At 36.6% G+C, this 22,953-nt stretch carries 19 protein-coding genes and 1 riboswitch; of the genes, 8 read left to right on the forward strand and 11 right to left on the reverse strand.

Going from position 1 to position 22,953, the window contains the following annotated elements:
* Positions 1–133: 133 nt before the first annotated feature.
* Both serB and radA read left to right on the forward strand, forming a co-directional pair.
* A complete protein-coding gene (serB, locus tag GQ594_RS06325) occupies positions 134–1,108 on the forward strand; it encodes a phosphoserine phosphatase (RefSeq protein WP_160411842.1) in 975 nt (324 codons plus the stop codon).
* 9 nt (positions 1,109–1,117) lie between these two features.
* The gene (gene radA / locus GQ594_RS06330) at positions 1,118–2,497 is read left to right on the forward strand and encodes a DNA repair protein RadA (RefSeq protein WP_160400968.1); all 1,380 of its coding nucleotides are present in this window, start codon (positions 1,118–1,120) and stop codon (positions 2,495–2,497) included.
* A gap of 151 nt (positions 2,498–2,648) precedes the next feature.
* On the opposite strand, the gene ppnN is transcribed toward radA, so the two are convergent.
* Positions 2,649–4,025, reverse strand: coding sequence for a nucleotide 5'-monophosphate nucleosidase PpnN (gene ppnN / locus GQ594_RS06335; RefSeq protein ID WP_160400969.1), 1,377 nt, complete (start codon positions 4,023–4,025; stop codon positions 2,649–2,651).
* A gap of 558 nt (positions 4,026–4,583) precedes the next feature.
* Here ppnN and GQ594_RS06340 point away from each other — a divergent pair.
* On the forward strand, positions 4,584–6,299 hold the full coding sequence (locus tag GQ594_RS06340; protein ID WP_160416514.1) for a hypothetical protein: 1,716 nt from the start codon (positions 4,584–4,586) through the stop codon (positions 6,297–6,299).
* Between the two features lie 282 nt (positions 6,300–6,581).
* Positions 6,582–6,708, forward strand: a riboswitch (molybdenum cofactor riboswitch).
* Positions 6,703–7,677: a GTP 3',8-cyclase MoaA gene (gene moaA, locus GQ594_RS06345; protein ID WP_160411839.1), complete on the forward strand. Its 975-nt coding sequence runs from the start codon at positions 6,703–6,705 to the stop codon at positions 7,675–7,677. (Overlaps the previous riboswitch by 6 nt.)
* Here moaA and gluQRS read toward each other — a convergent pair.
* From gluQRS to folK, 3 genes are all read right to left on the reverse strand, one after another.
* On the reverse strand, positions 7,657–8,544 hold the full coding sequence (gene gluQRS / locus GQ594_RS06350; RefSeq protein ID WP_160411838.1) for a tRNA glutamyl-Q(34) synthetase GluQRS: 888 nt from the start codon (positions 8,542–8,544) through the stop codon (positions 7,657–7,659). The two genes, moaA and gluQRS, sit on opposite strands and share 21 nt — an antisense overlap.
* A gap of 42 nt (positions 8,545–8,586) precedes the next feature.
* Complete coding sequence (gene dksA, locus GQ594_RS06355) at positions 8,587–9,042, reverse strand: RNA polymerase-binding protein DksA (RefSeq protein WP_160400978.1); 456 nt, start codon at positions 9,040–9,042, stop codon at positions 8,587–8,589.
* A 136-nt stretch (positions 9,043–9,178) separates the two neighbouring features.
* Positions 9,179–9,664, reverse strand: a complete 486-nt coding sequence (gene folK / locus GQ594_RS06360; RefSeq protein WP_160400979.1) for a 2-amino-4-hydroxy-6-hydroxymethyldihydropteridine diphosphokinase — start codon at positions 9,662–9,664, stop codon at positions 9,179–9,181.
* Between the two features lie 223 nt (positions 9,665–9,887).
* On the opposite strand from folK, the gene GQ594_RS06365 reads away from it, so the two are divergent.
* A complete protein-coding gene (locus GQ594_RS06365; RefSeq protein ID WP_160411837.1) occupies positions 9,888–11,246 on the forward strand; it encodes an MmgE/PrpD family protein in 1,359 nt (452 codons plus the stop codon).
* A gap of 286 nt (positions 11,247–11,532) precedes the next feature.
* Here GQ594_RS06365 and GQ594_RS06370 read toward each other — a convergent pair whose 3' ends face one another.
* The 7 genes from GQ594_RS06370 to syd all read right to left on the reverse strand — a co-directional run bounded on the left by GQ594_RS06370 (position 11,533) and on the right by syd (position 17,629).
* Positions 11,533–12,285: an amino acid ABC transporter ATP-binding protein gene (locus tag GQ594_RS06370; protein ID WP_160411836.1), complete on the reverse strand. Its 753-nt coding sequence runs from the start codon at positions 12,283–12,285 to the stop codon at positions 11,533–11,535.
* A gap of 11 nt (positions 12,286–12,296) precedes the next feature.
* Entirely contained in the window at positions 12,297–12,968 is a 672-nt protein-coding gene (locus GQ594_RS06375; RefSeq protein WP_160411835.1) for an amino acid ABC transporter permease, read from the reverse strand.
* Positions 12,965–13,744, reverse strand: coding sequence for an amino acid ABC transporter substrate-binding protein (locus GQ594_RS06380; protein ID WP_160411834.1), 780 nt, complete (start codon positions 13,742–13,744; stop codon positions 12,965–12,967). The genes GQ594_RS06375 and GQ594_RS06380 overlap by 4 nt, the downstream gene beginning before the upstream one ends.
* On the reverse strand, positions 13,741–14,265 hold the full coding sequence (locus GQ594_RS06385) for a GNAT family N-acetyltransferase (protein ID WP_160411833.1): 525 nt from the start codon (positions 14,263–14,265) through the stop codon (positions 13,741–13,743). The genes GQ594_RS06380 and GQ594_RS06385 overlap by 4 nt, the downstream gene beginning before the upstream one ends.
* Positions 14,262–15,623 (reverse strand): adenylosuccinate lyase, encoded by a 1,362-nt coding sequence (gene purB, locus GQ594_RS06390; RefSeq protein ID WP_160411832.1) that lies wholly within the window; start codon positions 15,621–15,623, stop codon positions 14,262–14,264. The genes GQ594_RS06385 and purB overlap by 4 nt, the downstream gene beginning before the upstream one ends.
* Positions 15,624–15,789: 166 nt before the next feature.
* Complete coding sequence (locus GQ594_RS06395) at positions 15,790–16,965, reverse strand: amino acid aminotransferase (protein WP_160400980.1); 1,176 nt, start codon at positions 16,963–16,965, stop codon at positions 15,790–15,792.
* A gap of 130 nt (positions 16,966–17,095) precedes the next feature.
* Complete coding sequence (gene syd, locus GQ594_RS06400) at positions 17,096–17,629, reverse strand: SecY-interacting protein (protein WP_160411831.1); 534 nt, start codon at positions 17,627–17,629, stop codon at positions 17,096–17,098.
* A 760-nt stretch (positions 17,630–18,389) separates the two neighbouring features.
* On the opposite strand from syd, the gene rne reads away from it, so the two are divergent.
* The 3 genes from rne (at position 18,390) to GQ594_RS06415 (ending at position 22,953) form a co-directional block, all read left to right on the forward strand.
* Positions 18,390–21,086: a ribonuclease E gene (gene rne / locus GQ594_RS06405; RefSeq protein ID WP_160400982.1), complete on the forward strand. Its 2,697-nt coding sequence runs from the start codon at positions 18,390–18,392 to the stop codon at positions 21,084–21,086.
* Positions 21,087–21,164: 78 nt separating this feature from the next.
* Positions 21,165–22,100 (forward strand): ABC transporter permease subunit, encoded by a 936-nt coding sequence (locus GQ594_RS06410; RefSeq protein ID WP_160411830.1) that lies wholly within the window; start codon positions 21,165–21,167, stop codon positions 22,098–22,100.
* Positions 22,093–22,953 (forward strand): ABC transporter permease subunit, encoded by an 861-nt coding sequence (locus GQ594_RS06415; protein WP_160400984.1) that lies wholly within the window; start codon positions 22,093–22,095, stop codon positions 22,951–22,953. The genes GQ594_RS06410 and GQ594_RS06415 overlap by 8 nt, the downstream gene beginning before the upstream one ends.

Raw genomic sequence — 22,953 nt, forward strand, 5'->3', positions numbered from 1 at the left:
TTTTGTTAAAAAGTTTCAGGTAACTATGTGTTTAAGTATAAAAAACTAAAAAAATCACACAATCCTAATTTGGACAATCTTTAGTAGTTGTGATAAATTTTGGGCTTGTTTTATGTTATGAAGACTTCCTAATATGGCTTATATACTTACCTACAATGACCTTCCTGAAAATATTCAATCTTGGCAGGGGTTACCACTTTCATTAAATGGCTGTGAAGTGGTTCCTTTGGATTATAATGCTGGTAAAACAGGTTGGATTATTTATGGTAAGAAGTTAAATAAGACCATCTTGTCAAAATTTCAAGATCAGCTTGCTATGCCAATGGTGATTGTATCATCGTGGAAAATAAAAACTTACCAAATTGTTCGTATTGCAGGTGTTATGCCTAAAAAAGCCAAATCGATTTCATTGACTTTAGGTATTGATGTTGCACCAATCGACAATTTGCCTACGCTACGCTCCCCTGGATTATTAGTCATGGATATGGATTCGACGGCGATCAGTATTGAATGTATTGATGAGCTTGCTAAATTACAGGGCGTTGGTGAGCAAGTTGCGGCAGTGACCGAACAAGCAATGCATGGTGAACTTGATTTTGCGGCGAGTTTACGCAAACGAGTGGCAACCTTAAAAGGGGCACATCAAGCTATTTTAGATCAAGTTAAAGATAATTTACCGCTTACTCCCGGACTTACTTATTTAGTGAAAGAACTGCATAAAAAAAATTGGCATGTTGCTATTGCGTCAGGCGGTTTTACCTATTTTGCTGATCACTTAAAGCAAAAGTTAAAATTAGTTGATGTTTATGCCAATGAATTAGAGATTAAAAATGGTAAATTAACTGGTAAAGTCACAGGGCAAATTGTTGATGCTAAATATAAAGCAAGAACATTACAGCAGTTAGCTGCATCGCTAGACATTCCTATTGAACAAACGGTTGCGATTGGTGATGGTGCTAATGATTTGATGATGATCCGTATTGCAGGTCTTGGCGTTGCTTATCATGGTAAGCCTAAAGTTGTCGAAAAGGCACGAATTAGTATTAATTATGCTGATTTAACTGGATTATGGTGCATTTTATCAACCAGTTTATTGAGCGAAGGTTAGGAGATTAAATTGGCAAAAGCAGTAAAACGTGCTTATGTTTGTAATGATTGCGGAGCAGACTACCCTCGTTGGCAAGGGCAATGTAGTTCATGTCACGCTTGGAACACCATCACCGAAGTTAGACTTGCTAGCACCTCATCACGTAATGATCGGTTAACGGGGTATGCAGGTAGTAGTGTTGGACAAGCTAAAATTCAAAAATTATCTGAAATCAGTTTAGAGGCATTACCGCGGTTTTCAACGGGGTTTTCAGAATTTGACCGCGTGCTTGGTGGGGGTGTTGTACCGGGTAGTGCTATTCTTATTGGTGGAAACCCTGGGGCAGGTAAAAGTACGTTGTTACTGCAAACCATGAGTAAGCTCTCATCACAAATGAATACGCTTTATGTTACTGGTGAAGAATCACTCCAACAAGTGGCGATGCGAGCTCATCGTTTAGGATTACCTGCTGATAATATCAATATGCTATCTGAAACCAGCATTGAACAAATATGCTTACTTGCTGAACAATCACAACCTAAACTGATGGTGATTGACTCAATTCAAGTTATGCACTTAACTGACATTCAATCGTCCCCCGGTAGTGTTGCACAAGTGCGTGAAACAGCAGCTTACTTAACGCGTTTTGCCAAAACTAAAGGTATTGCCATTATTATGGTTGGACATGTCACCAAAGATGGCTCGCTTGCAGGACCCAAAGTGCTTGAACACTGCATTGACTGTTCTGTCTTATTAGATGGTGATGCGGATTCACGTTTTAGAACATTACGAAGCCATAAAAACCGTTTTGGTGCCGTGAATGAACTAGGCGTATTTGCCATGACCGAACAAGGTCTAAAAGAGGTTAGCAATCCATCCGCCATCTTTTTAAGCCGTGGTGATGAAATGCTACCGGGTAGCTCGGTAATGGTATTGTGGGAAGGGACACGTCCATTATTGGTTGAAATTCAAGCCCTTGTCGACCATTCTATGTATGGCAATCCACGACGTGTAACAGTAGGATTAGATCAAAACCGACTTGCATTATTACTTGCAGTATTACACAGGCATGGTGGATTACAAATGGCCGATCAAGACATTTTTGTTAATGTAGTTGGTGGCGTAAAAGTCACCGAAACCAGTGCAGACTTAGCATTAATTTCGGCTTTAGTCTCTAGTTTTCGTAATCGTCCGTTACCGCAAGATATCGTTATTTTTGGCGAGATTGGACTGGGTGGTGAAATTCGCCCAGTACCAAGTGGTCAAGAACGTATTACTGAAGCGGCTAAACATGGCTTTAAAAAAGCAATTGTTCCCATTGCCAACATGCCTAAAAAGAAACCCGAAAATATGCAAATTTTTGGCGTCAAAAAGGTATCAGAAGTGCTAGATATTTTAAGTAATTTTTAGCTAAAAATTGTATTTGCCTTTTACACAAACGTATCCGCCGATAAGGTATCGGTGGATACGATAAATTAAGCGACTATGTGCACCAACAATTAAAACACTATGTGAAATACTAAGTTAAATGCAAAGTTAAATACTAAGTTAAATACAAAGCTTAATAACAAATCTCATAACAAGGCTGATAAGCCGTTCCACCCGGTAACTTCATACGGTCTTGCTTAATAAAGCTTCGCAATAAATTATCCATTTGTTTCATAATTTCGCTATCGCCTTGTAGCTTATAAGGACCTTTTTCAGCAATTTGCTTCATACCAAATTCTTTAACATTGCCTGCCACAATACCCGAAAACGCACGACGTAAATCAGCAGCTAATAGTTCAGCTGGTTGATCCTTATGAAGATTTAATGACGCCATATTGTCATGAGTGGGATCAAATGGATGTTGTAGCGATTCGTCAATTTTTAAAAGCCAATTAAATCCATAAGCATCGCCTGTTTTTAAGCGTGAAGATTTAACATGCTTAACACCCTCTTTCATAATGCGAGCCACTTGCTCAGGTGAATCGATCACAATTTGATAAAGCTTCGTCGCTTCATCGCCTAGTGTGTTACGAATAAAGCTATCGATAGAAGCAAAATAGGCTTCGCACTCTTTAGGACCTGTTAAAATTAACGGTAATGTTTGTTGTTTATTGGCTGGATTTAGCAAAATACCCAGAATATAAAGTAACTCCTCGGCAGTGCCAGGACCACCAGGAAAAATAACAATACCATGAGCCATTCGCACAAACGCTTCAAGGCGCTTTTCGATATCGGGCATAATAATCAATTCATTAACTAGCGCATTAGGCGGCTCTGCGGCGATGATTGACGGCTCGGTCATGCCAATAAAACGGCTCTCTTTGTAACGTTGCTGTGCATGGCCTACGGCTGCCCCTTTCATTGGTGCTTCCATCACACCCGGACCACAACCCGTACAAATATTTAACTCTCGTAAGCCCAGTTGCATGCCGACTTGACGGGCATAGTAATATTCATTTTCATTAATAGAATGGCCACCCCAACAAACAACCAAATTTGGCTCTTCGCCCACATGGAGTGCATTGGCATTACGTAAAATCGAAAAAACAAGGTTAGTGATATAAAATGAGTGATCTTTTTCAAGTTGAACATTTGCCATTAACTCTTTAATGGCACTGATTTGGCTATTTAAAAATAAAATATCTCGCAATACCGCAAAAAGATTTGCTTGAATTGAGCGAATAATCTTTCCATCAACGAAAGCGCTTTCTGGCGCATTAACGAGTTCTAATTTAACACCACGCTCTTTACTGATCACATTGATTTCAAAAGACTTAAATCTATCGAGCAGATCTTTAGTATTATCGGTCTTGCTTCCTGCATTTAATGTTGCCAATGAGCAATTTCGATATAATTGATAAAGCTCACTATTGGCTGATTTTTTTAGGATATCAACTTCAGCCTGAGCAAGTAAATCCATCGATCCTAATGGGCTAATATGGGTAATCATCGCAACCTCGACATGACGTTTTTATCAACAAAGGGATTATTATATACTCAAACCGATTGAATAAGTAAAGTTGGTAAATGTAATTAATTATAGAAATTAATCTGCTTTATTTTTGATAGATATTATAGGGTAATGCATGTTTTGAACAATTAATTGAAGTGCGAAAATACACATACTAATAATTAGACTAAACCGCCGATTATGTTCTCTTGGCTCAAAATTATTAAATAGTAATAAATATTGACCATAGAACCTTATTTAGCATCGGTTATTATATTTTATAAATATGTATAAAAAACAGTCAGGAAAGCCATTGATTTTATTAAAGTTTTTAATTTTCTATTTTTACCAAAAATAGCTATTAAAAATTTCCTAAAAGGTGAATTCTCTAGATAATACCCTTAGAATTAACAAAACTTTACAATTCTTTTAAAAAAAAACTAGCCATTTAATTTTTAGCAAGTTATGCTTTATTCAAATTACAAAATAGCTCATGAAACGAGCATTAAAACCAAAAAAACCAAATAAAACAATAAATTAATTGACAGGAAAATAAAAATGCACTACCATGGTCGGCATCTGGCATCTGGCATCTGGCATCTGGCCTGCCAAACCGATGCCCTAAATCTTATTGATTCGCACAGTGGTCAAAAACAGGCGCCACGGTTATTTTCATCACCGAAGTCATTTTGCGTAGCGAAATCGACGCCGTCATCGTGGTCTTTATTGGCGATGTCTTCGGCAGGTTCTTCAGCAGCATCCTCGGAAACATTCTCAGGAGCCTCTTCGGTTAGGTCATCGGCAACATCTTCGGCAAAATTATCGCCGATATCCAAGTGGTTATTAAAACCGCCATCATTGTTAACAAAATCGGCATTGTTCTTTGCGCCATTATTGTTATTGTCATATACGCAGGGAGTACAGGCGTTAACGGCTTATACCTCAATGACAATAGAGGGCAGTGCGCCGTATTTAACGTTTGATGGAGGGCAAACTAAATTAACTGATACAGACAGTTTATTGTCGATAAAGTTGCAGGATGGAACGGTATACACAAGGTCAACCAACCCATCCACGCCAAGCAATCCAATCAGGTTGCCATATGTGGGGAGTAACTTAAGTCATATAGAGACGATAGTACCACCATCCCAGAATTCAATCACCATGAATGATTTGGTCAGTCAGGGATATTGGCGAGATGATGATGGCGATGGACAGGGAGTAGGTGGAGTAACGGCATCGGGGAGTATATCGGTAACGTTTAAGGATAAAAACGGTAGAAAGGTTAATCGTACTGATGCATTAGATATATGTAATGCCCCTTATAAGGTAACTTTAACAAGTAGAAGAGGCACATTAAGCACGCGGTATGGGGTACCAAGAAGTAGTAGTTTTAGTGGCGCTACGGTGGATTATTATATTAATCCGAATTCATCACAGCCCGGTATTTGTTCGGTCAGACCTAATCTAATCTATGGCACAGATCGCTGGGCAGGCCCAGCTAACATATGGAGTCCAACTAAGGGCTTTTTAGTTCAGTCAACGAGTCCATCATCTTACGGTCAAAACTTTCCAACAACGGGTTCAGATGGTTTGTATTTTGATTTGGATGTAGGGGGGGTAGATGTAGCTCAGTTAACTTGGTCTTCGGTCACTCACAGTGGAATAACAGCTACAGTATCGGTGGTAGCAGCTAATGATAGATGGATTCCTAGTAATGGTAAAGGGAAACGGGTAACACGGGTAACGTTGCGTGGCCCTAAGGCAAGTAGTAGTCAAATAAGCTCAAGTAATCCAGGTCGAATTACCGTGCCATCTTTGCCACAGACCTTCGAGTTGGTCGGTAGGGATAGAAGTGGTAATGAGGTTCGTTATGGATTTGTGTTGAGGCAGTGGTTCGTCAATCGGGGTAATCAAAATAAACCTTATAGAGACCAATTAGCATGGTGTAATAGTTTGGGTTATCGGATACCTAGGGTAAGGGATTTAACCAATGCGAAGTGTGGTGTAAATAATAGTGAATTCCCATGTGTAAATGGCATAGATGGCGCAACACCTAGTTCATTAGGTAGCGATTACCAGCGTCACATCGGTGCAGGTTTTTTCACGGAGTGGGGCTACATGGACCACTACGCTGATGCGGGCTTCGTCTACTTCTACTACTGGACGAGCGACGCGGCGGGTAGCAGCCAGTTCTATGCCGACCCGGTCGACGGCAACGTGTTCAGCGGCAGTGCCAGCCTCTCCCGCTATGGCCTTTGCACCGCACCTTAGCTTTTAGCGTTTAGTTCTTAATCCTTAGGGCGCGGAAGGGGGTTACGGTGCCTGAGGGGATAATATAACAAAGAATAAAGCCCCCGCGTAAGTTGGGGCGTTTCCCTTAGGGTTGCGCCGTTGTGGCAAAGCCACAATAGCGCCGCCCCCCCGCCACATGTAAATATCCAAATCACTATATCTATTCCACCATTCAAAATCCAAAAAAGACATTATTTCTGTCAAAAATCCTTTACTTGTAAAAGCTAATTTGTTCATAGTCAAAAAATAAAGTCTATGCTAGACTGAATCAAACTCTGAAGCTCTTTTACCTAAGTGAAATAGTGATTTTATAAGGTGGATTAGCCGCGGTATAGCTCAGAAATGGCTATGCTTCCCGATTTGGATAAGGTGTTTGTTTTATATGCAATTAATGGATAATTATCAACGTCGATTTCAGTATCTGCGTTTGTCGATTACCGAGCAGTGCAATTTTCAGTGTCAGTACTGCCTGCCTAATGGCTATCAACCTAATAAAGCACATCAATTTTTAACTCTTAATGAGATTGATAATGTAGTATCAACATTTGCTGAACTTGGTGTACACAAAATTCGGTTAACAGGTGGCGAACCAAGTTTGCGTCGTGATTTTGTTGATATTTTGTCGCTGATTTCTGCATATCCAAGTATTAACGAAATTGCCATGACAACTAATGGGTCACGTTTATTAAAAAATATCCATTATTGGCATCAAGCAGGTTTGAATGCGATTAATATTAGTATTGATAGTTTTTCCCCCCATTTGTTTAAATTAATTACTGGGCAAGATAAGCTTAAAGAATTATTGCAATGTGTTGAAAAATCGTTAGAAGTGGGTATAAAAAAGGTCAAAATTAACACCGTTTTGATGAAAAACATGAATGATAATCTAACTGATTATTTATCATGGATTAAACAGCGTCCTGTTGAGTTGCGTTTTATTGAACTAATGGAAACAGGCGAAAGTGGTGATATTTTTAATCGTCACCATGTTTCAGGGCAATCAATCGAATTACAACTAATTGAGCAAGGTTGGTTGTTGCAGCCTAAAGTAGCTTTATCTGGACCCGCTAAGGTTTATACTCATTGCGATTATCAAGGTAAGATTGGGTTGATTATGCCGTATTCAAAAGATTTTTGTAAGAGTTGTAATCGGTTAAGGGTATCATCAATTGGGCAGTTGCATTATTGTTTATTTGGTGATGCGTCTGTTGATTTGCGTGATTTGCTCCAAAGTTCAGAGCAAAAACAACAATTAATTGAAAGAATTTTTGCTTCGTTAATGATAAAGCCTGAAAAACACCTATTGCATGACCATAAGGTTGGTGTTATGCCTAATTTATCTTATGTTGGTGGTTAGTAAGCGATTTTGTTTGGGAATATTGGTTATTTTCCAGTGGTTAATTGCCCAATCTAATAACTGTTTTTGCGTGGCATCTTGCCAATTTTGAGGGATTTGTTGTCCTAAAAACTGCAGTGCCTGTATTGTTAAGGATTGTGTATTACTGACCTCAATGGGTTTTGCGTGGTTTTGTTTGGAAAGCTTGTTGCCGTTATTATCTAGTACCAATGGTAAATGACAATAGCTTGGTGTTGGTAAGCCCAAAAGCTGATAGAGCGAAATCTGTTTAGCGGTGACAGGCAATAAGTCTGCACCTCGCACTATTTCGGTAATACCTTGCTGGTGATCATCAAGTACTACCACTAAATTGTAAGCAAATAAACCATCTTTGCGGTGAATAATAAAGTCTTCTTGAGCATTTTGGGCGTCGAACGTTTGAATGCCACGAATGCGATCGGTAAACTGATATACGGGTTGCGTCTGTTTTAGGCGTATGGCAAGTGGTTGGTTGGGGCTATTTAGATGTCGATCACGACAAAAACCATCATAAATCCCATAAGGTAAATTGTGAATGCGTTGCCTTGTGCAGTCACAAAAATAAGCCTGCTGTTTATCTAAAAGAGTTTGTAGAACAGCTTGATAACGTTCACTGCACGTCGATTGGTATAAGATTTCATCATCCCAGTATAAATTAAAGGCTTCTAATGTTTTTAAGATGAGTGATGATGCGCCTTTTACTTCTCGTGGTGGGTCGATATCTTCAATACGAACCAACCATTTGCCATGACAAGATTTTGCTTGTAAATAGCTACCAAGAGCGGTCACCAGTGAACCAAAATGTAATGGTCCAGATGGTGACGGGGCAAAACGACCAATATAGTGCATAGGTCAGTTGGGTAGAATAATAAAAGGTTAAGAAAGTTGGGTTTACATGCCCATTTGTTTTTCGCGAAGTTCAGCAAGTGTTTTACAGTCGATACATAAATCAGCTGTAGGTCTTGCTTCTAAGCGGCGGATCCCAATTTCAACCCCGCAAGAGTCACAATAACCAAAATCATCGTTTTCAATTTTCTTTAATGTTTTTTCGATTTTTTTGATTAGTTTTCGTTCTCTATCGCGAGCACGTAATTCTAAGCTGAATTCTTCTTCTTGCGTTGCTCGGTCAGCTGGATCTGGGAAATTAGCCGCTTCGTCTTGCATGTGCGAAACTGTTTTTCCCATTTCATCTTGTAATTGAGCAAGCCATGCTTCTAAAATAAGTTTGAAATGTTTTAATTGCTTAGGATTCATATACTCCTCGCCTTTTGCCTCTTGGTAAGGTTTAAGCCCCGCAATTGAAAGCAAGCTAAGAGAAGATGTATTTAATTTTTGTTCCTTTTTCACAGCAATCCCCTTAAGTACAGATTATTTGCAAGCGGTAAACTATAGCAATAAATTAGCTGTTGGCAAATTTTTTTTTATCTTTTTTCTGCCTATAAATAAGCAAAATAGTACAACTGTATGTTATTAATAAAGATAATTACTTATCCCACTTTTCTAATCCATTTTTAGGGCATTGGGTTACTAAATCATACAACTTATCGTTATCAGGTAAAATAAGTTCAGGACTGATATCAAAGAGTGGGTAGAGAACAAATTCTCTGTTTTTCATATGGTAGTGAGGGATCGTTAGTCTTTCGCTTTCGATCACTAAATCATCATACAGTAAAATATCAAGATCTAAGGTTCTTGCTCCCCATCGATTTTCTTTACGTACACGACCTTGGGCTTTTTCAATTGTCTGTAGTGCATCAAGTAGTTCAATGGGGGATAGGGCTGTTTTAATTTTTACAACAGCATTAAGATAATCATTCTGATCCTGCGGTCCCAGTGGCTTACTGCGGTAAAAAGGTGACACTTCTAAACATGTTGTATTAGGTAATTGCTTTAATGCCATTATTGCACGATTAGCTTGTGATAATGGATCCTCAAGGTTACTGCCTAAGGCGATATAACAGATAGACATAATTGGTCGTTTACTTTTTGATATGGCTGGTGTTTGATAAAAACGATTTTAACACATAACATCATTAGCAAAAAAGCTATATCGTTTTGTTACTTATTGTTTTTGGTTATTAATATATGACTATATAATCTTTAATTTAGTTATGATTATAGGTTATGTTAGTGGTATTAAATAGTGTTATCCATTAAAGGGTTATAGAGTGAATTTATATTGAGATCATCAAATGAATTTAGGTCAACAATTGAGTTATTTGATAAAAAAAACGCCTGTTATCCACGATGCAGTAGTTATTCAACGGGCTATTAGTGGGGTAATTGATTATTTTGCTAGTAGTTTACAAGCACGCCATGATACTGATGCTAAAAACTTACTAAGTTGGATCGATGATGAGGGGGGGAAGGCTAGAGCATGGCTTGTTGGTCAAAAAAAACTAGCAACGGCAAGACAAGCTGCATTATTTAATGGTTTTCAAGCCCATTGTTTAGATTATGATGATGTGCATTCTGAGGTGCGTGGTCACCCTTCGGCAGTGATTTTATCTGCACTTATTGCAAGTATTCGTTTAGATAATGTTGATTTAAAAATTGATGGCCGACGGTTTTTAACGGCTTATGTTATCGGCATAGAAGTAATGGCGTTATTAGGTAAAAGTGTTAATCCTGCGCATTATGAAAAAGGTTGGCACACAACTATTACTTTGGGGGGAATTGCGGCAACTGCAGCTATTTGTTATTTATATGATGAACCTTTTTTATCGCAAGCATTAACCTTAGCGGCTACTCAAGCATCAGGAATGCGTTTATTAATGGGAACACCGATTAAATTTTTACACGCAGGATTAGCGGCCGAGCATGCAATACAAGCTGTTGAATGGTTGAGGGCAGGCATACATGCAAAACAGGATTTTTTAAATGATAAATTGGGGTTTTTAGCTATCTATGGGCAAGGTAATGCAAGTCTTGACTTGTGTCATTGGGGAAAACCTTGGAAGATTGTTGAACCAGGATTATGGTTTAAAACTTATTCTTACTGCTCGGCAGCCGCTTATGTTGCCGATGCGGGTAAATTGCTTTATCAGCACCGACAATTAAATGTTGATGATATTGCCAATATTACGCTTTTTTTTACGCCCGAAAACAGTGATGCTGCATTGATTTATCGGTTGCCTTTGTTTGCCGAGCAGGGGCGTTTTTCTGCTGAGTATATTTTAGCATTAACTTTATTAGGGATACCGCTTGATTTTGAACAATTTTCGGCAACGCCAATCCCTGAACATATCCAAAAATTGATGCAAAAAATGCAGCGTAGTTATCAAATACAACTACCACCACACCCAAAAGCTTATAATGGACGTTATGTCGTCATTGATATTGTGCTTAATAATGGCAAAAAAATTTGCCAACGTATTGATATACCGAAAGGATCTCCCCAAAATCCATATAGTCAAGCTGAAATGTCATTAAAGCTTATTAATGCCATTAAAAATCAGCAAATGGCTGAAAAATTAACTCAGGATATTGAAGCATTAGCTACAGGGTTAGAGGTTAGTCGATTTTTAATGAATTATATTTTTAGGTTATAGAGGTGTGGGCTTTCTTTGTATGAATATATTTGTATGAGTATAAAAGACAATATCCAAAAATTTCGCTTTCTATATTAGAAAGTATATATTCCGTATTGTATCTCTCATTCCAGTATATTCTAATGTTTATACGCTATCTATGAATTGACTTTACCGAAATTGTTAGGGTAACGGTATTATTTTCATAGTATGACTTTGCCATTGTCTTTAATGATAAAAAGCTAATATCAAGTATCTAGGAATTACAATGCATTAAATAAAGCACAAATAGAATTAATTTGATTGGTTAAATTTCAAAATCAATCTCATCTGTTAATTGACGTAAAAAACGTTGAGTCAGTTCATGTTGCGGGTTGTCAATAATTGATTTGGCTGCCCCCTCTTCAACAATGACACCATTTGCCATAAAGATAATACGATCGGAAACATATTTAGCAAACTCCATTTCATGGGTCACAATGAGCATGGTTATTTTTTCTTTAGCGAGTTGTAGCATGACTTGTAATACTTCATGCACTCGTTCGGGATCAAGGGCTGAGGTGGGTTCGTCAAATAATAGGACTTTTGGCTTAACGGCTAATGCTCTAGCAATGGCAACACGTTGTTGCTGACCACCTGATAATGTAATGGGGTATTGATCAGCATACGCTAACATGCCTACTCGTTCTAATAATGACAGTGCTAGCTGTTTCGCTTTTTCTTTAGCTATTTTTTGTCCTGTAATTAATGGGTAAGTGATGTTTTCAATTGCAGTTTTATTTTTGAATAAATTATAGTGCTGAAAAACCATCGCCGATTGTTTGCGTAAATTTTTTTCTTCTTTATGATTATAGTGTTCACTATTAAGTGATACATCGCCAATGCGAATTTCACCTGTATTGGGTTTTTCTAATAAATTTAAGCAACGCAATAAGGTTGATTTTCCCGATCCTGATGGTCCAATAATGGCAACAACTTCGCCTTGCTTGATGTTTAGGTTAATTTCTTTTAATACTTGATTATCAGCAAAGCGTTTTGATAAATGAGATACTGAGATCATAAGGTTTTTCCTTAACGACGATATGGTAAAGTAAGTTTTTGTTCTAATTGTTTTTGTATCCAAGAATAGATAACCACAGTAAGCCAGTAAACAATGCCAACAGCTGAATAGGTTTCGAAATAAAGAAATGAATTAGCTGTTAACATTTTTCCCGCTGCTAATAATTCTTGCACACCTACAAAAAAGGCAACTGAAGAGTCTTTAAGTAATGAAATAAACATATTACCAGCATTAGGGAGTGCGTTTACCATCGCTTGAGGCAATATAATGCCTTGGTAAACTTGAATAGTATTGAGCCCTGATGTTAATCCTGCTTCTTTTTGACCTTGATCGACCGATGCTAAACTTGCACGAAAAATTTCTGCTAAATAAGCCGCATATTTTAAGCTAAAGCAGATAATTGCCGCAGTTGTTGCGCCCATTTGTTTTAAAATGGGGAAAATTTGTGGCGATCCATAATAGATAATAAATAGTAAAACAACAGACGGAATACCACGAAACAGTGAAATAAACAGAGCAAAAATCGAATCGATAATGATGATTTTTTGGTTGCGTAATAGTGCGATAGATAGCCCAAATACAGTGGCAAACAGAATCGATACGATGGCAATACATAGTGTGACAGGCAAATACGGTAATATTTGCGGAAACACACTAAAAAAGTAGTCTATATTAAATTTCATGAGGTAATGTCTTCGCCAAAATATTTAATTGAAAGATTCTTTAATGTGCCATTTGCTTGTAGCTTTTTTAGGGCTTGATTAAATTTTTCACGCAGTGCTCGACCCTTTTCATTCTTGCTGAATGGAAAAGCAACTTGCTCAATAGTAATTGGTTCGCCAACTAGCTTGAATGGCAAGTTTTTACGTTTGATTTCTGCCAGTAAAATGGGCTTTGAATTAACATATCCGTCAACACGCTGATATTCGGCGTCATACATTGCGCCATCTCTAGTTTCGTAAGTTTTGATAGTGATGTCGTTATTTGGAAACACTTTTTTTAAATTATTGATGTGATTCGAGCCTAATACTCCCGCAATAGTCTTACCTTTAAAATCAGACAATGTATTGATGTTATTATCTTTATGGGTAACAATTTGACTACCGTAAAAGCTATAAGTGTTGGAAAAATCATATTTGGCTTGGCGAACAGGGGTGACAGCTACTGCATTGGCAATGGTATCTAAACGTCCTGAATCAAATTGCCCCATTAAACCACCAAATTCTGCAATGACCCATTCGACTTTATAGCCTAATTCTTTCGCAATTGCTTCGGTAATTTCAACATCAAAACCAACTAAATTGCCATCTTGCTTGTAGCCATTTGGATAACTTTGTCCAGTAGAGCCTACTTTTATGGTAGGTTGTTCGGTAGTTTGTTTGTTGGATTGATTATCACAGCCAATTAAGGTTAGGCTAGTTAATAAAAGAACCGATAGTAAAGTTCTTATCTTTTTCATTGTGTATTACTCCTTTTTTTCCATTCGGTATAGCTTTTGTCATTTAAGATTTTTTCAAAATAGAGGGTTGTATGATCTGGCGTTAAATTTGCGTATCCTATTTTTTTATAACCTTTATTAATATAAGTTTGAGCAAGCCATGGATGATTTGCTGCAGTTCCTAAGGTAACAGCGGGTAATTTTAGTTGATGAATCAAAATCTGTTGTTCAACAAAATCCCATAGCGCATTACCATAGCCTTTGCCTTTATAAGCTGGATCGGTTGCAAACCAACCTAAATGAGGTAGCCCATAAGGTCCTGGATTATTACCCCATGGAAAGCGGATGCTTAATGTTGATAATAGTTTGCTATTTTTTTCAAATAGGTAGACGGCATTCGATTCAATGTGTTCAATAATTTGTGCTTGTGTGGCTGTTGCTGCTGCAAAGTGAATGCCCAATTGCGTGTTAGTTTGATAAGCACTATGCAATAGTTTTTGATAAGTAGGAATATCATTATATGTCATTAAGCGAAAACTCATGCTAATACTCCGCTATGTTCAGCATAGTTAATCACTTGTTCTACTTTTTCAGGTGCGGAACCAAGATAATTAATTGGATTTAACCAAGTATCAAGTTCAGATTCGGTAAACTCTTTGTTTAAATAAGGATCATCTAATAATATGTCTTTAAATGGGCGATTTTGTTCAAACGCTTTCATTGCACTTTGGTAAACTAAATTGTGGGCGGTCTGTTTACCTAATCGTTTGCCAATTTCGAACATTACTTTTTCTGACAATAATAAGCCATTTTGTATTGATAAATTGGTCAACATTCGGTCAGCATTGACCTTTAATCCTTTAAGTACGGTAAGTGCTGTTTGTAATTGCGCTGAAATGTAAAGGTTAATTTCGGGGAGTGCAATCCATTCGACACGCCAACTCATGGCATCGCGTTCATGTTCAACTTTCATCGATTCATGAATTAAAGCAACACTTTTTAATAACGGTGCAGTTAAACTTGCTAATCCTTCTAGTGCCGCTGGGTTGCGTTTATGCGGCATGGTGGTTGAACCAATCTTACCTTCTGAAAATGGTTCTTCTACTTCGTTAATTTCAGTACGCATCAAGTTATAAAATTCATTGCCAATTTTACCCAATGTACCACTAATTAGGGCGATAACTGATGCGTATTCAGAAAACCGATCACGTGCTGCTTGCCAACCAATATTTGGAGTATTTAATCCCAATATTGTTAAAGCACGGGCTTCAACTTGTGGTCCTAATTTACCCATTGAGGCATAAGTACAGATTGCACCACTGATATTACCAACCAATACCCGTTGTTTTATTTCACTTAATCGTTGTAGATGACGAATAAATTCATCCAACCAAACAGCCAGTTTAAAACCAAAGGTTGTCGGTAGTGCTTGCATGCCGTGAGTTCGTCCGGCCATAGGTAAGTATTGGTATTGTTTGGCTAATTTTTTTAGTTCAAGCGCAACAAGCTTAGTGTCTCTTTCAATAATAGAAAATGATTGTTTTATTTGTAAAACAGTTGCAGTATCTACAATATCTTGTGTTGTTGCGCCATAATGAATATATTGACCTGCCTCACCCACTTGCTTTTGTAAAGCATTTATTGTTGACATTAACGAGTGCTTAGCAACGGCTGCTTCTTGAGCAATTTTCTCTAAAGATAACTTAGTAGCATTGGCTTTTTTGACTATCGTATTAGCCACGTCAATCGGAATTACTTCAAATTCTCCCTCGGCTTTGGCTAATGCAACTTCAACGGCAACTTGTTGCTCAAGTCGATTCTGCTCTGACCATATTGACCGCATTTCAGGAGTGCCAAAGTTATTCCCTAAAACTAAAAAATCCAAAACATGTGATGCCACAAAACAATCCTTAATCAATTTTTATTTATTGATTAATTATTGATAATAATTGCGTTATCGTCTAATAATCAGTTTTTCTATTGATATAACTAAATGGCATAAAAAAACCAATAAGCCTGCGGTTTATTGGTTAGTTTGGAATGATAAATTTGATATTTAGTCGTTTTTATAGCACTTTAACAATTGATTCGCAAAGTCTAGACATATTATCTAATGTCATACCTGCAACATTAATACGACCTGAATTAACAATATAGATACCATAGTCGTTGCGCAATTTGAGCACTTGTTCTTCATTTAGACCACTAAATGAAAACATGCCATTTTGTTTGACAATAAAGCTAAAATCTTGGTTAGCACCTTTATCTTGTAAGGTTTTAACAAATAGTTGGCGCATACGGTGAATGCGTTGGCGCATATTGGTTAACTCATTAATCCATTCTTCTTTTAGTTCTTCATTGTTTAAAATGTGAGAAACGATTTTAGCACCATGTGCAGGAGGGTTGGAGTAGTTAGCCCGAATAATCGTTTTTATTTGGCTAAAGGCTCGATCGGCAATTTCGCTATTGGCAGCAATTAGGGTGAATGCGCCAACACGTTCATTATAAAGACCAAAGTTTTTTGAATAGGAACTGGCAATAAGTAATTCAGGTTGATTTTGTGCAAAGAGTCTTAAGCCGTAGACGTCTTCTTCTATACCTTGTCCAAAACCTTGATAAGCAAGGTCGAATAATGGTAACCAGCCATTTTTTAAGGCTAGATCCGAGATCGCCTGCCATTGTTCGGGTGTTAGATCGATACCTGTTGGGTTGTGACAACAGCCGTGGAATAGCACTGCTTCACCAGTAGCAACAAGGCTCAAATCGTTCATCATGGCATCAAAATTAAGGCTGTGAGTTTCAGGGTTGTAATATTGATATTCACGAACTTCAAGTCCTGCGGTTTGAAATATACTGCGGTGATTTGGCCAAGAAGGGTTGCTTATCCAAACTCGTTTTACTTTCGTTCTGCGAGCTAAAAAGTCTGCCATTATGCGTAAAGCGCCTGTTCCACCTGGTGCTTGAGCCGTTCTTGCTCGTTCATTTTCATGACCAAAGAGCAAAATTTGCGTTGCAATATTAAAGTCGTTGATACCGTCAATAGCTAAATAACTTTTAGTTGTTTCATCAGCTAATAAAAAATGTTCTGCTTTTTTTACGCTTTCTAAAATAGGTGTTTTGGTTGTTTCATCTTTATAGACGCCTACGCTAAGATTGATTTTATTGGTGCGGTCGTCTTTGTTGTAAAGATCGGCTAATCCTAAAATAGGATCAGCCGGAGCTGCTGTTAAATATTCAAACATAATTCACCTATCTGATCTAATGGCTTTTAGTTCATTATATACACATTATTTTGTAAGTTACAATTTTGATAATGACAATCTATTAAAAAATTTTTAAATAAATTAATCTTATTTTTTACCAATATATTTTTTAACAACAGGTAACTAGTTGCTGTAAAAATTGTTGTAAATCATCGGCTAATATTGTTAGCTCTCCGGTAATAAGATCTTCTTTTACAATTTCACCTGTTAGGTTGTTTAAACTAATGATTTCGGTGCTTTCATCCGTCGAGGCTATAAATACCGTTGGTGTGCGTCGTAACTTTTTTTGTTGTGATAGATGAGCAATTAGGTTTTGTTCTAAATTTGAAAAATCATCATCATTCCAAGCCTGAATTAAAACTAAATTAATGTTGTTAAACTTAGCTGGCATATTGCCTGCGTATTGTGTGCCATAAAAAACATGGCTACTTGGGTGTAGCGTAATGCCTATTAGTTGCTCAACGATAGTTAAAGATCTTGGTGGAACTAATAAAAAAGGTTGCCAATATACAGTTAATTGTTCTGTTTTTAGAATGCAAGGTGAGGGTATGGCGTGCAGTTCTTCACTTTGTGGCGCATCGTCAAATTGGTTGAGCCAACGTGAAGTAAAATTTATTAGGGCTGTTTTATCTGGGTTATCCATAAGTCGATTTTATCTCTTATTTATTTTATTGTTTATTTTATTGCTTTTATTAACAATTATTATACTAATTAAGGTAGTAGATGCGCCAGTTTATTAAAATCTTATTTTTGATTAAGTCGATAAATAAAAAAACAAAAATTGTAAAGATGTTTAAGGTTAGTAAGGCGTTTTAATATAAATTAATTGAATAATAATATAAAAAAATTATTAATTAAAAGCCTATGTGTAAACAATAAGAAGTAGCTTGCTAATAGGGTGTAAAACAGTGCGCTTAATTTACTTGCTATCCTTTGCCGAAACGTTAATAATAAGCAGGGATTTTTTATCCTTGTAATGCAGCAATGGCGTTAGACATTACAATTTATTAAAAAATAAAATAGCGTAAGTAGAGTCATTATCATTAAATAATATGTTTATTTTAAACAATCATATGAAGTTTTAGTTTGTTAACTAAAGTAGGTAAACGAGCTGAGGTTTGCAAATTAATTATAACAATAATATCAATTAATTATATAATTAATGATAGTTTAAGAAATATACAGAGCTTTTAAGTGTCAATAATGACCTAAAACTTTGTATAGATATTGTATAAATAATACTGGGTTCACATAAAATAATAACAAAAATAACACAAATAAAATAATGAATGCCGTATTGAAGTTAATTAAGTTCCGTTATTTATCATTGTTAAAATATACATTTATTACTAATAATAAGATTCTGCCTATAGTTAACTAAGATTAATGAAGAGTGTAGAATAATGAAAAGAATGCTAATCAATGCAACTCAGCAAGAAGAGCTGCGTGTTGCGCTTGTTGATGGCCAACGCTTATATGATTTAGATATAGAAAGCCTTGGACATGAGCAAAAGAAAGCCAATATTTATAAAGGTAAAATTACTAAAATCAATCCAAGTTTAGAAGCTGCTTTTGTTTCTTATGGTGGTGAGCGTGACGGATTTTTACCGCTAAAAGAGATTGCAGAAAGTTATTTCCCATCTAATATTTCTGGACGTCGTAGTATTAAACATCTACAAGAGGGGCAAGAAGTCCTTGTCCAAATTGAAAAAGAAATCCGCGGGAAAAAGGGCGCAGCTTTAACCACCTATATTAGTTTAGCTGGTAGCTATTTGGTGTTGATGCCTAATGATCCACGTGCTGGTGGGGTTTCGCGTCGTATAGAAGGTGAGGAAAGAGCTGATCTTAAACGAATTATTGATGCGATTGAAAAACCCAAAGGGATGGGGGTTATAGCTCGAACCGCAGGGGTTGGTAAAACCCAAGAAGAGTTGCAACAAGATTTAGATGCATTAGTTAACTATTGGACAGCAATTTTAAATGAAGCTAAAAGACATCCTGCTCCAAGTTTAATCCATAAAGAAAGTGATATTATCACTCGTGCTTTTCGTGATTATTTACGCGATGATGTGGGCGATATTTTAATTGATAATCCTAAAGTACTTGAAGTTGCTAAAAAACGCTTAGCTGATCTGGGACGAGTTGAGTATGTTAGTCGCCTTAAATTTTATGAGAGCGATGTGCCTTTATTTAACCATTTCCAAATTGAAGGACAGATTGAATCGGCATTCCAACGAGAAGTTCGTTTGCCGTCTGGTGGTTCTATTGTTATTGATACCACTGAAGCACTTACTGCAATTGATATCAACTCGGCTAAGTCGATTCGTGGTAGCGATATTGAAGAAACCGCCTTTAATACCAATCTTGAAGCTGCTGAAGAAATTGCTCGTCAGTTACGTTTGCGTGACTTAGGTGGATTGATTGTTATTGATTTTATTGATATGACACCAATTCGTAACCAACGTGAGGTTGAAAATCGCCTAAAAGAGGCAATGAAAACAGACCGTGCACGTATTCAAACTACACGTATTTCGCGCTTTGGTTTGCTTGAAATGTCACGCCAACGTTTAAGTCCATCTTTACGTGAAGCGACGCATCATATTTGTCCACGTTGCCAAGGCACTGGCACTGTTCGTGATAATAATTCATTATCTCTTTCTATTCTTCGATTAATTCAAGAAGAAGCGATGAAAGATAATACTGTACAAATTGATGTTATCGTTCCTGTACCCATTGCAAGTTATTTACTTAACGAAAAACGCCGCGCTATTACCAATATTGAACGAATGCATCCAGATGTGAAAATTGTGATTGCTGGCGATGAAGAGATGGAAACGCCGCTTTATAAAGTCATCCGCAAACGTGCTGGCGAAGAAACGGATGTGCTAAGTTATAATCTTCCAAAACTGATTCGTGAACTTGAAGAAGAGGAAGATGAACAACAAGCCGTTGAAGTGATTGTTGAACAAGCAGTGTTATCTGGTCCTAAAGTTGAAGCATCTGTTGCTCCAAAAGATAAAACAGATTCAAAAACTAAAAAATCAGAAGGTTTATTTGGTGGGTTGTTGGGTAAACTACGTAAATTATTTGCCTCAGAAAAAGCGGAACCAGAACCAGAAGTTAAACCAAAAACAACTAAAAGACGAGATAATCAACGTACAAATAATCGACGTCAACGCAATAATCGAAACAATAGTGCTGCTAATACTGCTACTGGTGTTGTTGCAACAACGGGTAATATTGATGAGGCTAAAGAGCAAAGTAGAAATAATAATCGCAGAGCTAAACAAAATAGTCACTCAAATACCAATTCGTCAAATTCAACAAGTAATGTAAAAGTAGATAGGTCTGCTGACGAAACGCTACCACCGAAACAGCGTGAAGTTAAACCAAGGCGCCAACAACGCGCATTGGCTAAAAGTGTTCGTGTAAAAAATAGCGATACAATAGAGCAAGCTCAAGAAGAAAGAGTAATCATTCCTTCTTTATTGTTACCAATTATTGTTTCTAAACAAACTGAAGACGATATTGTATCTGAAACTCAACCAAGACGTCAGCGCCGTGCTTCAAGGCATTTGCGAATGAATGGCCAACGTAATAAACGTCGTGTTCGTAATGTGGAACTAAAACAATCTCCAATGCCATTACCTTTTGCTGCAGCATCATTAGAGTTAGCATTAGGTCGTGTTGTTGTTGATTATAGTCAAATAACAAATGACGATTCTAGTATTGTGACACCTGTTATCCCTTCACTTTTGCTTCCTGTTATTGTTAAAAATGAAGAGGATGTAAATAGCAATAGTGTTGATAGTGTCACCGTTGATGATGTGTTTAATGATTCTACAAATGCTCAAGAAGAACTTAAACATAGTGAAAAAAATAGTAATGATGTCGATTTGGAAATTAATGACTTTCAATCAATAGGTTATTCTTCATCTGCAATGGCTAAAGCTCCCGCACCAGAATATGTGACTTCTGATATTGGAGTGAAAGCACGTGATGAGTCAGATTATTGTTTTGAAGGAAAAGGTAATGCTGGCGGTTTAAGTGCGCAAGATCATGCATATGCTGCAGCAAGTAAACCGGTGATACCGGATTAATAAATAGATAAATCAAAACACGGTGATGTTTTTATGTTACCGTGTTTTGTTTATTTATCATATCAATAAAGATAAACAATGATTATCTATATTTTTAAGAAAATAGTTACGTTTTTATTTATTATTTGCGTGCTAGCTCAGATTAGCTTCTGTTTAGTTTATTTTACCCCTCATTCAATGTCTAACTTTCATAATCTAAATTTTATTGATGCTTATATTGCTTTTTTTAAGCAGTTGTTGCAAGGTCAATTTAGATTATTAACAGGAGAAACAGTACCGTTTTTTCATACATTATTAGCAACATTTGAATTGTGTATTCTTGCTCTATTGGTTGCTTTAGTTGTTGGGCTGCCTTTAGGTGTGTTTCTTGGCTTAAGCAATATTAATTGGTTAAATAGTACGATTCGCTTAGGGGTTTTATTGCTGTATTCTTGTCCTATCGTTATGCTTGTTATTATTGTGATGTATTGGTTATCACCAACTTGGCTTGTATCAATGAATTTTGATATGTCACCGTCGGTAACGGGAACTTCTTTATTGGATATTTTTATTTCAACAAATACATCTAAATGGCCAGCACTACTTGAACAATTACATTATTTAATTTTGCCAATTATTTTTTTAGCTATTCAGCCTAGCATTATGACTATTCAATTAATCAGTCAAAATGTAAAAAATATATCGAGACAGAATTTTATTAAAATGGCAGTTATCCGCGAACGCTCACCGTTTAAAATTTTACGTCGGCATTTATTACCTAATTCTATTCCAGTGACCATTCCACAGCTGACATATAATACTACAACGTTGTTATTCTCAACGATGGTTATTGAAATTCTATTTAATCGAGTAGGGCTTGGACAGTGGGTGATGATTGCTTATCGTGATCATAATTATTTTATTATTTCTATTGCCATTTTAGCTTGTGGCACTGTTATTAGTTTATTAACATTATTAGGCGAAATTTTGGCGATTGTGATTTATCCTTTACGCCATAAGGAACATTATGTCTAGGCGAGTAAGGTTACTTAAACGTGTAAATTCATGCTTTAATCGGTTGCATAGTAATCTTTATTTGATTGTTGGCTTTTATGGTATATTGGCGATTACATTTGTGGCATTGTCAACTAAGTGGTTCTTTCATGCTCATTTAGATCCGATTTATCCTGCTTTATTACCTCCAGCTTGGTGGCCTAATGGTGATATCAATCATATATTAGGAACAAATGATAAAGGACAAGATATTTTTGGTTTTTTACTTATAGGTTATCGTTCAACTATGTCAATGACATTAAAAACAGTATTTTATGTGGTTGTCATTGGTGGGTTAATTAATTACTTAATGTTTTTTATATCGTTGATACGTCCTTTTGTATTATTTGTTTTTAAATTCTGTATGGTTGTTCCTCCGTTACTTGGTGTGATTGTTATTAGCTTATTATTTAAGGATGATATTACCAATATGTTATTGATTATTGGGCTATCATATACACCGAGATTTATTTACAATATTCATCAGAGTATTATCAATGAATGGAATAAAACTTATATTACAGCTTATAGGCTTGATGGTTTATCGTCATTTTCAATTTTAAACCATTACATTTTACCTAATATTTTACCTGTCTATTTGACCGAAATTGTTTCGTTATTTGGTTCAATTATTTTATCTATTACGACTATAACTTTTTTAGGTTTTGCTAACGATGTTTCCCGACCTGATTTAGGCATGATGATGTTTCAAATGAAAGATATTATTGCAACTAATTATTTAGCCTTTTTATCTCCTGGAATTGCGGTGTCAGCTACAATTATTTTTGTTTATTTGTTCAATTTTGGGTTGTATGGACAGCGGGCAGGAACTTAA

This window comes from Gilliamella sp. Pra-s52, assembly GCF_009795805.1.
GTDB lineage: Bacteria > Pseudomonadota > Gammaproteobacteria > Enterobacterales > Orbaceae > Gilliamella.

Coding starts and splice junctions, on each gene's coding strand:
- GQ594_RS06340 (WP_160416514.1), top strand. CDS start 4,584: ATGCACTACCATGGTCGGCATCTGGCATCTGGCATCTGGCATCTGGCC.
- GQ594_RS06375 (WP_160411835.1), bottom strand. CDS start 12,968: ATGAAATTTAATATAGACTACTTTTTTAGTGTGTTTCCGCAAATATTA.
- rne (WP_160400982.1), top strand. CDS start 18,390: ATGAAAAGAATGCTAATCAATGCAACTCAGCAAGAAGAGCTGCGTGTT.
- GQ594_RS06380 (WP_160411834.1), bottom strand. CDS start 13,744: ATGAAAAAGATAAGAACTTTACTATCGGTTCTTTTATTAACTAGCCTA.
- folK (WP_160400979.1), bottom strand. CDS start 9,664: ATGTCTATCTGTTATATCGCCTTAGGCAGTAACCTTGAGGATCCATTA.
- syd (WP_160411831.1), bottom strand. CDS start 17,629: ATGGATAACCCAGATAAAACAGCCCTAATAAATTTTACTTCACGTTGG.
- GQ594_RS06410 (WP_160411830.1), top strand. CDS start 21,165: ATGATTATCTATATTTTTAAGAAAATAGTTACGTTTTTATTTATTATT.
- ppnN (WP_160400969.1), bottom strand. CDS start 4,025: ATGATTACCCATATTAGCCCATTAGGATCGATGGATTTACTTGCTCAG.
- moaA (WP_160411839.1), top strand. CDS start 6,703: ATGCAATTAATGGATAATTATCAACGTCGATTTCAGTATCTGCGTTTG.
- GQ594_RS06395 (WP_160400980.1), bottom strand. CDS start 16,965: ATGTTTGAATATTTAACAGCAGCTCCGGCTGATCCTATTTTAGGATTA.
- GQ594_RS06385 (WP_160411833.1), bottom strand. CDS start 14,265: ATGAGTTTTCGCTTAATGACATATAATGATATTCCTACTTATCAAAAA.
- serB (WP_160411842.1), top strand. CDS start 134: ATGGCTTATATACTTACCTACAATGACCTTCCTGAAAATATTCAATCT.
- GQ594_RS06370 (WP_160411836.1), bottom strand. CDS start 12,285: ATGATCTCAGTATCTCATTTATCAAAACGCTTTGCTGATAATCAAGTA.
- GQ594_RS06365 (WP_160411837.1), top strand. CDS start 9,888: ATGAATTTAGGTCAACAATTGAGTTATTTGATAAAAAAAACGCCTGTT.
- gluQRS (WP_160411838.1), bottom strand. CDS start 8,544: ATGCACTATATTGGTCGTTTTGCCCCGTCACCATCTGGACCATTACAT.
- GQ594_RS06415 (WP_160400984.1), top strand. CDS start 22,093: ATGTCTAGGCGAGTAAGGTTACTTAAACGTGTAAATTCATGCTTTAAT.